This window comes from Maribacter polysiphoniae, assembly GCF_003148665.1.
GTDB classification, from domain to species: Bacteria; Bacteroidota; Bacteroidia; order Flavobacteriales; family Flavobacteriaceae; genus Maribacter_A; species Maribacter_A polysiphoniae.
The window spans coordinates 123,782-136,711 of the sequence record NZ_QGGQ01000011.1 but is presented as its reverse complement, the minus strand read 5'-3'; the positions used below and the strand labels follow the sequence as shown (position 1 = coordinate 136,711).

The 12,930-nt window shown below is 38.9% G+C and carries 8 protein-coding genes; 1 reads left to right on the top strand and 7 read right to left on the bottom strand.

The window, feature by feature from the left end; genetic code table 11:
- Positions 1-24: 24 nt before the first annotated feature.
- The 7 genes from LX92_RS18420 to LX92_RS18390 form a co-directional block, all read right to left on the bottom strand.
- A complete protein-coding gene (locus LX92_RS18420) occupies positions 25-3,240 on the bottom strand; it encodes a CHAT domain-containing protein (protein WP_109653776.1) in 3,216 nt (1,071 codons plus the stop codon).
- Positions 3,237-3,971 carry a tetratricopeptide repeat protein gene (locus LX92_RS18415; RefSeq protein WP_109653774.1) on the bottom strand — a complete coding sequence of 245 codons (735 nt, stop codon included), beginning with the start codon at positions 3,969-3,971 and terminating at the stop codon, positions 3,237-3,239. Before LX92_RS18415 ends, LX92_RS18420 begins: the two co-directional genes overlap by 4 nt.
- Positions 3,964-4,533 (bottom strand): RNA polymerase sigma factor, encoded by a 570-nt coding sequence (locus LX92_RS18410; RefSeq protein ID WP_109653772.1) that lies wholly within the window; start codon positions 4,531-4,533, stop codon positions 3,964-3,966. The genes LX92_RS18415 and LX92_RS18410 overlap by 8 nt, the downstream gene beginning before the upstream one ends.
- A 92-nt stretch (positions 4,534-4,625) precedes the next feature.
- Positions 4,626-6,845 carry a hypothetical protein gene (locus tag LX92_RS18405; RefSeq protein WP_146197869.1) on the bottom strand — a complete coding sequence of 740 codons (2,220 nt, stop codon included), beginning with the start codon at positions 6,843-6,845 and terminating at the stop codon, positions 4,626-4,628.
- Between the two features lie 79 nt (positions 6,846-6,924).
- Entirely contained in the window at positions 6,925-8,139 is a 1,215-nt protein-coding gene (locus LX92_RS18400; protein WP_109653768.1) for a hypothetical protein, read from the bottom strand.
- 619 nt (positions 8,140-8,758) lie between these two features.
- Positions 8,759-9,409, bottom strand: a complete 651-nt coding sequence (locus LX92_RS18395) for a response regulator (RefSeq protein WP_109653766.1) — start codon at positions 9,407-9,409, stop codon at positions 8,759-8,761.
- 20 nt (positions 9,410-9,429) lie between these two features.
- Complete coding sequence (locus tag LX92_RS18390; protein WP_109653764.1) at positions 9,430-11,301, bottom strand: tetratricopeptide repeat-containing sensor histidine kinase; 1,872 nt, start codon at positions 11,299-11,301, stop codon at positions 9,430-9,432.
- Between the two features lie 282 nt (positions 11,302-11,583).
- Between LX92_RS18390 and LX92_RS18385 the strand changes: the two genes are divergently transcribed.
- The gene (locus tag LX92_RS18385; RefSeq protein ID WP_109653762.1) at positions 11,584-12,900 is read left to right on the top strand and encodes an adenylate/guanylate cyclase domain-containing protein; all 1,317 of its coding nucleotides are present in this window, start codon (positions 11,584-11,586) and stop codon (positions 12,898-12,900) included.
- Positions 12,901-12,930: the final 30 nt, after the last annotated feature.

Sequence of the window (12,930 nt, the reverse complement as noted above, 5' to 3'; positions counted from 1 at the left end):
CTCAGTTTTGGCAGGGCCTTCGGTTCAGAGGGAACCGGAGGTTTTTCTTTTCCAAATTATTAAGAATACTACAACTATCAATAATAACCCTATACTTATGAGCCAGTAGTTATCCATTGAAGATGATAATTCAATGGGCAGGGTATCTCCCATTAAAATTAAACCTGCCCAATATTGAGGATGGAGTGTTCTTCCCTCTGCATGATTTAAATAATCCAACTTTGCATTTCTTAATGCCATATCTTTAGGAAGGCCATTTTCAAGATAACCATAAAAGTTATCCAGGATTTCAGCACTTGATTGCTCGTCAATTTGCCAAAGACTGGTCAAGATGCTTTTACTACCTGCGTAGTTGAAAGCATGTGCCAATGAAATCATGCCCTCACCGGGTTGATAGCTCGGTTTTCCCGTTTCACAGGCTGTTAAGATGGCTAGTTTGGAATTTAGGTTTTGATTGTATATCTCATAGGTATACAAGTAATTATCATTGATAAGGGTCGTGTCGGAAATGTTCTTTGCAAAGACCAATCTCGACAGTTCAGGGTTTACATTGTTTGATTCCGCATGAGTGCCGATATGTATGATCTTGTGCTCGTTTGCCGTTTTATTGAAAATATTTTTAGAGGCTTCCTGATTTAAAAATGACCTCCCCCCAAAACGTTTGGAAAATCTTTCGGCAATGGCTGCGCTGAAAGGTTGGGGCAATAAGGTCAAGTAGGTCTTATCAATATTGATAGAATCGTTGATAGCTATTTTATAGGCTCGCTTCATACCCTCGTCAAAGGTAGGTGCGTAGGCTACAAAGTCATCTTTAAAATCCAGTGCCTTTCGCTTATCATCCAGCAGTAGTAAGCTATAATTGTATGAAATATTATGTTTGGCCAAAAGACTATTATTTGCCAAATCTTCGAAGGAATTGATTTTTTCGGGAGTAAGGAGTTCAAAATTTAGATTGAACAATTCTTGGTCGGGGAATATAATAACATTTTCAGTCTTAATTTTGTTTTGAATTGGTTTCCAAAGAGCCTTGTATAACTGTGAGAGGCACTCAAAGACTTCAGAACTGTTTTTTCGGTAATCCGATATATTGGCAATACAATCCAACGGTAAATTGGAAGGTAAAGAGACCATCTCCATACCGTCATTTGTTATGATGAAGGCAACAAGCTTATTTTCAATGAACAGATATCGTACCGCGGTGCTCAACCCATCAATATTTTTCTGTAGATTGCCCAAAGGTGTCAAAACAGTACTATATTTTAATTCATAATATTGGGGGTACTCCGTCTTTAATTTAGAAAGGTATTCATCCCACTCCTTGACATAAGCCTTCCAATCTTCGACATTAAATTGAGTTTCTTCGGCTGTATCAAAAAATGAATTGATTTTCTTGCGCAATAATTCTTCTTCCACCCTAATATTTTCTGGGGTAAGCTTATTTTCGGTTAGATTGAGTCGTGTGCGAATTCGGTGATATATGGAAGATTCGTGAAGTTCGATAATTTTTTCCAAATACTTTTTGTTACCTGCTACATCAAACAATTTACGATAGACTTTTTTACCAAAATCAAACAATTCCCGACTGTTTTCTAAAAGCACGTTGATATCATCCTCGTTAGTGATCAGTGACTTTTTTCTTTCAATTCTTTGGATGGCGTTCTCTATAACGTTGGTGATTTCACTCAAACTCTCGACTGTTTTGACCGTGTCCATTTCATATTGGGCTTTGGTGAGGTAAATCAATAACCTTAGTTGGTTTGGGCTAAAAAATTCTTCAGAAATTATACTGTTGAACGATTGGCTTTTGTATGAGCCCAAAATTTGATTGCTCAGTTCAATAGTGCCTTTATAATCTTTTTGATCAAAAATTATTTTGACTTTGGCTATTCGCACCTCATTTGCCAAATAACTATCTGTTCCATGTACGGAAATAACCTCGGCAAGGGTATTATTGATTATACGAATGCCTTCAGCATACTCATTCAGATTTGAATAAGATTTGGCCAGGTTGATATTTATATAAACCTCATTTTGTGAAAATCCTTGTCCATTACTGTTTTTATACGCTTGAAGCGTTCTATGGTAATAGTCCACGGCTTCTTGGTAATTACCTTTTTGATAAGCTAAGTCGCCCAATACTCCGTAAAGGTTGGCTTGGTATGAATAATTCTCCCCTTTGATTGAGTTTAAAGAGGATTTAGCTTCTTCCAGATAAATTTTTGCTTTTTCTAGGTCATTATTGTACAGTAAAGATTCACCTACCATCAAAGCGGCACCAAAATACTGTATCGTGTTTTTTAGGAAGTGTTTTTTTGCATGGTTATACCCTAGCATGGCAATTCTTTTTGCCTTTTCCTTCTCCCCCAAATCGGAATACAGGCTTCCCAAATTTCTATAGGAGATAATTAGGTTTCCGTACACTTTTTCCGTTAAGGGATGGTTATTGGTTTTGTTCAAAAAAGCATTGTAATGGTTTATTGTTTTTAGTGAGAATCGCATGGCTTCATCAAAATTGCCCGAGGACTGTTTGACCATGAACCAATTGCCGTAGATGGTGCCCGGAAGATAATCGGTTTGTTCTGGGTCGTTATCGGTTTTGTCCAAAGCATTGATTGCCTTTTTAAAATAGTAATCGGCACTGTCAGGTTTTGCATTAAAATGCATTAGGGCACCTTTGTAATTGTATATTCGGGGTGCCAAAGGGAAATTTCTGGAATCGTTTTTTTGAATTAAATCAAGAGCGTTGTCCGTGTGGGCTATCAATAAACTGAAATCGCCCAATTTAATGCCCAATTCACTTAAATGAAATTCAGATTCGACCATTCGATGGATATCGCCTAATTCTTTGGCCAAACTGTTTGCTTCTCTTAAAAATTTTTGTGCTTTTGATGGCGTGCCTTGATCTATGTACAGGATTCCCATTCCTAAATTGGCCCCGTATGCAATGGTGTCTCTTAATTTTCTGGAATCTATCTGGGCATACAAGTCCAAGGCTTTTATAAAATCTGTTTCCGGATTTTGTAAGAATTCCATCTTTCCCAAAGGATAGACCAGCTGTCCCAATAAAGGACTTCTTGGATTGTCCATTTCACTTTCAAGGATCAATTGGGCACTAACGAAGTCATTGGTGGCGATCAGGCTGTCTATTTTATCCAAGACATCACCTTGTTGTGCGTTGACACTGCAAAACAGTACAATACAAAGTATGGAAACCAATACATGCGACTTTGTGAATTTCATTCTCGGATTTTTTTCAGTAACTCCTGACTCTTTTCATCCGGAACCATTTTTAGGTGTTTGATGGCTTCTTCGATATTGTTGTTTTTTAATAGCGCAAGAGCCATGTAATAATGGGCTTCTTTGCTAAAAGTTGGTGCGCCGGAGTTCAAGGTGTTCTCAAAAAGAATAATGGCCTTGTTAGTGTTCCCATTTGCCAAATAAGCACTTCCTAAAAAATAATTCAGTGTGTCGCTATCCTGATTTGTAAGCAAAAGCTTTTCCCATTTATTGATGGCCACATCGTAATTCCCCTGCTTATAATCGACCATTGCCTCATAAAAAGCATAATTATCATTGTTGCCCATGACGGTTGGAAGACCAGGATCTACAGAGTAATAACGTTTAAAAAGTTTCTCGTTAGGACTTTGTTTGTTGAAAAACCATATGCCCAATGATATCAATATGGCGATACTTGCCGCTATTCGGTACCAATGGAATTTACTCTTTGTACTGGTTATTGTGCTAGATTCCCCTTTAAGGTTATTATGGAAGGTGGCCATCATATTTCTGAGACCTTCTTCCTCAATGGCTAAGAACAGTTCTTTAAACTCTTCAAACTGTTTTTTTAGTTCTGTATCACTGTTCAATTTGTGATTGAACACAGCTTTTTCTTTAGAATCCATTTGATTCAAGAGTACGCTTTCAAACTCTTCTTGCTGTTCTTGGGTTATGTAGCCTGGGTACTTATCCATTGTTCTTTGTTTCCATGGCCAATGTCCTTAATTTTTCCATGCATCGGTATTTTTTGTTCCGTACCGATGCTGATCCAAGTTGAAGGTCCTTTGCAATTTCATCCATAGACTTTCGCTCAAAATAGAATTGGGTCAATAGCTTTTTGCAAGATATTCCTAGTTGTTTCAAGGCCCTATGAAGGGCATTTAATTTGTTTTCCTCTTCTTTTTCATTCCACTGATCTTCGCCATTGGACCGCATGGCAATGACCCCGTCATCAGAAACCGTTTTTTTAAAATGGGCAGAACGTAAATAATCCGTCCATTTGTTTTTGGCTATGGTAAAAAGATAGGCTTCTAGATTACTATTCTCTTTAAGTTTATCTTTTTTGACGTTTCGCCAGCAAGCAATAAAAGATTCTTGAAATACATCCTTGGCCTGTGCTTCACCTCCATTGTTTTTAAAAACATGGCTCCTGAATTTGGGAAATATATTTTGATATACCTCTTGCATAACCTTCTGATCATTGTTTTTAAAAGCGGTAACGAGCTGGTTATTGGTCTTTTGTAAGGTATTCCCCATATTTTTTTGAAAACACTGGGAATTTACAAATTTTCATTTTCTTTTGGAATTTATAAGATTAAAGTACATTTTATCTCGATATAGTTCACGCACTAATTAAATATTGGAATAATTTCAATGCTTATTGGTTCAACAATAATATTTTCAACCAGCTCTTGTGCACGCACCATGGCTTGGGATTGATCACAACTATCATAAAAAATAATGCTTCCTACACCTGATGTATACCTTAAGATTCCATTTCCTATATCCTCTAATTGTCTTTCATCAAGAACTCTTTCGTTGTTCACTACGCCATTACTAGAGGTAATGATCCCTTTATAACCAGTGGCACCTTCAACAGCTGCAAAATCCGCAGTATAAGGAATTGGGCTAAAGGCCTGATAACTGATGTTATTGGGACACCCTGGGTTAGGGATTTCCTTAAGGTTGGATTGTCTTGTAAAGGACACGGTAATAGACTCGCAGCCTTTCTTGTTGTTCATGGTCATAGTGTCCCGTCCGGCCTCCGATAATTCACCGGTGTTTTTATTGCGTATGTACAGAATGACCGTTACTGTTTCCTTATTGTCACCACTCCCTAATTCGGACTCCAGTGCGGTGCTGATGTACGATACATAATTCTTTTTTGTAATAATTGATTCACCAAAATTGTTGGGATCATCACCAATATCCTGAACCCTTCCTCCATACTCGTTCGATGTACTCCAATGAAATTCAAATTCCTCCAAGTCAGGTTCAAGATCGGTAATTGCGGTTACCCGAAGCTCGGTGGCTTGCCCCAAACAGAGTTCAACATTATCCCGTTGCATCTCAACAACAGCATCGATAGATCTAACGTCCCAACTTTCAAAATTAAAAGCCGTTGTGCGCAGACCACCGAAATTGGAATAATTATTTGTTGCTTTTATGTTTTTGTCTATGGTGGCAAGTATGATCTTTGTTCTTTGATGACCGGTTTCAATTAGTTCATGGTCCTGTATAAAGGTATTGGGAAAGTCACCGTTGCCCGACAATATATTGTAAACTTCCTGTAAAATGTTACGCAAATCATTGCTCAATCTAACATCCCCATACAAGGCTGGAAGAAAAATGTTCGTTGCTTCCTTGAACTCGTTGTCCACGACTTCTTCAATTACCTCGGGATATTGCTCAAGGACCGGGAGGACAGCATTGAGCAGTGCATTTTCTTTATTGCTGCCAAATGGCGGCAGTAATGATTTATTGCCACTGATATCAAGAAGCGTTGGTAAAAAATAGTCGATGACATACGTTTTTTTATTGGTCTCGGTATATATATTGTGCTCATCCTCGGTCATGTTTCTTTCATCGGAATTGGCCTGACCGGAACCAATAATGACAACTTCGTATTCGGCCACAAACTCAGAGGCGGGATTTACGGGCAATAAAATCGGGTCTGTTTTTATACTATTGTCAATTGATGCCTGTTGTGCATTTATTTGTTGGACCGAATTTCCCAATTCCAAAGTTTCTATTTTGTTGGTCTTGCCTGCCTCCAATTCAAAACTCTCAAAAGTACTGGAGGTGTAGTTTGGAATTTCAAAAAGATCACCGTTTCTGTCGCTATAACTCTTTTTGTAAATGATGACGTTAGATCTTCTCGGTAGGGAATTTTGCAACACTATGTGGGTTGAATCAACACTGGACAGTGTTACACCGCTTTTGGTGTCTTCATCGTTAAAATAAATTCGATTTTCAATACCGGTTGAACTTTTTGAAGTTATTTGGTTTAAAAAGTTTTGTAGAGCCGGTTCATAACCACCATTACTATAGAAGAAGGGATCGCTTGTGAACAAGGTTTGGATTTCCTTTACAAAATTGGGAAAGCTTGGATTTTGCCCAATACTTTTTAAAAAGGCACTTTTTGCGCTATCAGGCAACAAATAATACCCTAAGGCATAATACAGTATAATTTCAGCTGTGGTTTCAACGGATAGCTCTTTTCTTTCGTCAGAAATGAATCCAGCGAGTAAAACATTGTTGTCCGCATCCAGAAGGTATCCAACCTCTATGGTTCCACTGTTTAAGGGCAGATTTCCGGCCCCATTGGTATCTATATCCGAATTGGCCCCCAGTGAAACCAAGGTTCCAGTTGTAAAGTCCACGCTGGAATTTTCGGGCAGCAAGATTTGTACATCAACCATTTCAACCGTACTGCCCGTGGGATTTTCATCGCCTTGGTAAATATCATCATCTGTTATCGGTTCATTTGTGCCATCATTTGAACTACAGGAAATTACGATGGCAAGGACAATAAGGGGCAATATGAAATCTTTATATGGAATTTTCATGTTTGGCATGTTAAAGAGGTTACTATTTCTTAATGTTGTTTTGATTTTATCCACATGGGATTTTAATGCTAAAAAGTCATCAAAAGGCCTTTCCAACTTTGATCCATTCCCTATTATTAAGGTTAATATCTCCGTTGGGATTGTAGAATAGGTCATTGTTTTTAATGTAATTACCGTCACTATCCATCCAATATTGGGTTGACCCCGCATCAACCTGATAATTTTTCCTGTCAAGGGGGTTGTAAACGGTTTCCTCTTCGTTTATCATATTGAGGAAATTTTTATGGGACGTATCACTGCCAGGACCAAATGTTCGGTTCATGAACGATGCATGGTTGGCATCCTGTGCCGCCCAAATCCCCCTCATTTTCTCTTGATGGGCATTAAATGCAGCTTGCCTGTTCTGCATATTTAGCTGATGGCGTTGAGCTGCCTTTTGTGCGCGTAACCGATTCAACTGTGTGACATACTGTTTCCATTTCGGATTTTCTTTTGAGGTGATCAGCGCATCCTCAAAAGCTGAGATGGTCTCGGTAAAGTAGGTCTCATCGACAAACATATAATCGGTACTGTACATCCAGAGCGTCATGGTATCGATAAAACTTAATGGCTGTTGCATGTAAATTTTACCTACTGTGGCCAATGCTTTTTGGCCATTATTGTTTTTCCAGACCGTTGCCATGATGTCCAATTGAACCTGCCCCCCACTTTCTGCACTTATTTTTTCCCGGAGGTAGTTTTCCATTTTGGGCAGTCTGATATTCTCTATGAATTTGAACCCACTGTTCTGCATTCGTGGCGATACTTCTTCTTCAAGAATACGTTGATTGCTTACCATGGCCCGGTGCAAGTTGGCGGCAACGGAATTTTTCATAAACTGATACGTCTGTGGGTTTTGATATGAAATATGCACACTCATTGGCGTATTGAAAGATTTTAGATTGTTCGGACCTTCAATCTGTGTCAAAAAAACCGGGAGTTTTTGGTCAATGGTGTAACTGGGTTTCGATATTACCGTCCATTCGGATGGATAGTTTGAGCTGCTCACGACAAGACCTGTTCGCGCATCCCGAAATTGATGGGTCTTCAACTTCTTTTTTCCAAACTTTTCAAAGATGCCTGATTTTGGTTCAGTTTCGTTAGGTTCATTTTCGAAATTGGATTCGGTAGTGAACCCTTCCTCATACCCATTGCCATAGTCGTCAAAGTTTGTATTGGCACGACTTGAGTTTTTATTTCCGCAAGCCGATAGTAGTGATAGAATAAAAATAAGGAGGACGGTGTATGCTTTCATTTGATACTTTTTAAAGGTTGTTTTATTGGATATCGTTTTAAAAACGAAATGTCATCACTTTTGGTGATGACATTTAGGGTAGGGCAGTAGATCGACACTTATGAATCTAGGGAAAGTTCAATGATTAGGTGTCATTGATTTATTGGGTCAAAGGCATTTAAGTGTGTTAATTTGTTATGCATTTGGATAAAGGAATAATAAATATATCAAACTATTATAGGAGTGAGTTGTAATAACGATAAATACATCTCTGGTGAAATTCCAAGGGAATATAGATTTTTAAGATAGGTATCTGTTTTTCCTAATATGGAAGCTTACTTTTATATGCTACTGGAAATTAGGGATTAAAAGCGCACGAGCACTTAGGCCTTTTTACCGATTTTAACTATCGTTGTTATATTAAATTCAGGTATTTATTGGGAATTCAAAATTTAAAATGCATTTGTAGATTTTTGATAAAATGATTTACCATGCCTATGGTAGCTTTAAATACCCGCAATTGAACCCATAATCTGTCTTGCAAAATTGTGTGGATAATCTCGTTAGAATATCATTGAGGGGCTTCTTTATATTCCCTATAAAGAAACCTTTAAGAAAGGGTGTCTGGGTCAACAAATTTCTAACGTTGATCTAATAGTCCCCATTCCAAAGCCTTTTTGACCATACCTACGGAGTTCTTTACCTCCATTTTAACAAATAGGTTCCGTTTATGGGTAGCCACGGTATTGGTGCTAACGAATAGTGTATCTGCAATCTCTTGCGTGGTGTATTCCTGCGCGATCAATTTTATCACCTCAATCTCGCGTTTGGTGATCTTGGGTATGGTTCCTTCTTTGATTTTCGGCTCTTCGGTAAGGCTTTCGATCATCTTTTCCGTAAGATGCGAACTGAGAACTCTTTTCCCTGCATGTGCATCCTTGATCCCTTGAATAAGGTATTCCTTTGAGGCATTCTTCAATAGATATCCAGTGGCACCCACCTTGAACAAGGACATAATGATACTTCCTTCGTCATTTGTAGTAAGCATGACTACTTTTACATTCGGGAAGGACTTCTTAACATGCAAAGTGGTCTCGAGTCCATCCATGCCGGGCATCTGTAGGTCAAGTAACAGCACATCAACAGGTTCTTTCTTAAGATACTCCAGTACTTCCAGTCCATTGCAAGCCGTACCGACTACTTTGAGCGATCTGTCTTTGGCTATAATTGCTTTTAATCCATCGAGCATTATCTGATGGTCATCGGCTAATAATACTTTTATCATCTCCATGTCATATTCGATTGATTATACTAGGCTTCTGGAATATTGTTCAGGGGTATGTTTATTGTTACCAAGGTTCCCACACCGGGGCGACTGGTAAGGTCATAGGTGCCCTTAATGAATTCGGTCCTGAAGGCGATACTCTTTAAGCCCATTCCTTTGTCGGTATCCAATGCATTGGGGTCGAAACCTATTCCATCATCTTCAATGGTGAGGTCGAACCAATCCTCACTATAGGTTATCTGCACTGAGACTTCTTTCGCTTTGGCATACCTTACAATGTTGTTCAATGCTTCCTGTACGATTCGGAAGAGCATCACATTGGTACTGTCATCAAAAATTCTTTCCTTTCCATGAACATGGAATTCCGCATCGAATTCATGTATGGCGTCCATTTTTAAAACAAGATCTTCCAAAGCTTTTCGGAGTCCTAATTTCTTGAGCGCCTGTGGCATCATCTCATGGGCGATCTTTCGTACCTCAATACAGGCTTCATCGATCATTTGGCTGGCCGAACCATAAATCTTTTTTGAATTCTTATCATCGAAATTGATTTGAAGGCTACCTATGTTCACCTTCAGGGTCGACAATAAATTTCCAAGGCCGTCATGAAGATCGCGGGCAATACGCGAACGTTCCTTTTCCTGTCCCTCCAACATAGAACGCATAGAGACGATCTGTTGTTCCCTATGAGCTTCATTAAGTTTGAGTTGACCCGTCTTTACACGATTTTGGTAATAGAGCAGCCCTATTATAGCGATTAATAACAACGCCCCGAGGGAAAATAATAACATAGTCATGCGATCTTGGCTTTTTTGATTGACTACCTCTTCCTCAAGTAGTTTGATCTTTAATTGGTCTTTTTCGAACTTGACCTTCATATCGGCCATAGCCTCCAAACTACTTTCACTGAGCTTATACTCTTCTTGTAGTTGTTTCTGTTTCAGCAGAATTTCGTAAGCAGCCTTAAAATCCTTATTCAATATATTACGTTGACGTCTCACATCCATGATAGCGTTTTTCATCCCAATTCTATCCGCTATTCCCCTTGTCTTTTCTGCACTTTCTATAAGGTGTAGCGAGCTAACAAACCCATAATCATTCACTAGCCCTACAATAGCCAATGTATCCATTTTTCTTTCGGCGGCCTCATAAATCAGGGAAGCCAAACTGAGCATCGATTCTACCACACCAATATTTTCTACGGCGTTCCTGTGCTCATATCCTTTGAGATAATTTGTTGCCGCCATTTCCATATCCCCATTTATTCTATGGCACTCCCCCAAGCCTTGATAGAGGCGTGCGATATCGATATGCGAAATCGGTTTCTCAGTTATTCTATAGTCCAGAGCCTTTTGAAATTTATAAAGTGCCTCTTTTGTGTTTCCGCCAGTATATTCTGCAATCGCCCAATTATTCAGTACACCTGCCTGTCGTTCAGAGTCAGGTATTTTTGAATAGAAATCATAGGCTTGTTGATAGGCCTTCAAAGCCTCGCTGATTGAACCATAGGCCATTAGGATTGTCCCTTTGGTATCATATACACTTCCGAGACCGTAATTATCGGCTATCGAAGTAAACCGGATTGTAGCACTGTCTAAATAGGCGGTTTTCTTATCCATCTCATCCAGACCATGACACCAAGCCAGTCTATGATATGATCTACCGATAAGTCTAGGGCTATTCAAATTCTTGGAAAGCCTCAATGCCTTGTTGGCATACCATTCAGATTCCTCACCTGAATATAGCAGATCGGCAATGCGTAAATAGGTCTCGCATTTCAAAGAATCCTCTGGCATCAGGTTTACTACCGTCTTCAGACTATCCAACTCGTTAGGTTGTCCCGTCGCGAACTTGAAACCGATTATAATTAATAAAAAGAATAGCTGTTTACCCAGCATGTCAATAATTTTCGTGATACAAAAATCAAACTTCCAATGATTCCAATGGTTTATTCGGATATACCCAACCAAAGATTACATTTTGTCAAAGTTATCCAATTCTACGTGTATTACAACACCTAAAACAATGATTATCAGTATCACACAATTGTGTGATAGTGTCTCTAGCTAAAGTGTGATTTTTATAAATCATAGAATAGGGTGTAAAAAAAATCAATCTTCAAATTTAATTTTGACCAATGCCAAATAGTTATCCAATCAACCATATTAAAACAAAATCAAATGGTCAAAACCTTAACATACTCGGCAATCAATCGACAGGTAACGTTCAAATCGAATACCAATACACTACTTGACCTATCAATAGCGAACAGAATTCCCCACTTGCATGAGTGCGGTGGAAATGGTATCTGTACCACCTGCAGGGTAAGGGTCCTGGATGGGGTAAGTAATCTTAGTCCCAAAACAGAATTCGAAAAGTCTAGTAGCCAGGCCCGAAAGTGGGATCCATCTATAAGACTGGCCTGTCAGGCAAGACCTAAAGGTGATGTAACACTACAACGCCTGATTTGGTCAAGTGGAGAAGTCAACAATCTACAAAAAGAATTAGTCCCCACGGGCAGGGCAGAAGAAAGACCGATTGCCATTCTTTTCTGTGACTTAAGAAATTTCACGAACCTCTCTTCCAAAAACCTCAATTATGACATAGCCTATATGCTCAATAAGTTCTATACCGCATTAGGGGAGCCCATATTGATGAACAATGGTGTTATCTACCAATATGTTGGAGACGAGATTGTCGGTGTATTTGGTACCACCGGTGGTACAGCCGAGAAGAATTGTGAAGATGCAATACGTGCTGCATTAGGAATGCAATATGCCCTTGATTCCCTCAACAGGTCTGATTTAAAGGACATAGAGATTAAACTGAAATCAGGAATTGGTCTCAATTTCGGGACCGCCTTTTTAGGTCATCTTGGACATCCTACACATAAACAATTCTCGGTCATTGGAGACCCAGTAAACGTGGCTAGTCGTATCCAAAATGAAACCAAGGTAACGAATACGGATATTCTAATATCGGAAACGATCTTGGACAATGTAAATAAAGAAACAGTGATAATTGGGCGCAAGTTCTGCAACAAATTGGCAGGGAAGGAAGATCCTTTGAATTTATTCGAATTGAAAGGTTTTAAAGCGATGGATCTTCAACTTGAATTACAGGCTTCAATGAACATTATGTTGGAGGACGAGGATAAATTCGCCAAAACATTCTATGATAAAGTATTTGAAATAGCCCCTTTTGTCAGGGCGTTATTTAGTAATAACATGACCGATCAGGGGCGGTTACTTACCCATATGTTAGGTGGAATCGTCTATTCCCTATCTAGACCGGAACATCTCAAAAAAGGGCTGGCAAAATTGGGTAAAAGTCATATCCAATATGGTGTAAAGGCCGAATACTACCCTGTGGTGAAACAAGCGATGATCGAAACCATTGATGAAGTATTGGGAGGGTACAAGACGTTAAAAACTATGGAAGCTTGGAATACTGCACTGGATTTTGTAATCGATACGATGAAGTCCAATGCACATTGAGAAATAAACACTTCTCAAAAAATAGAAGTA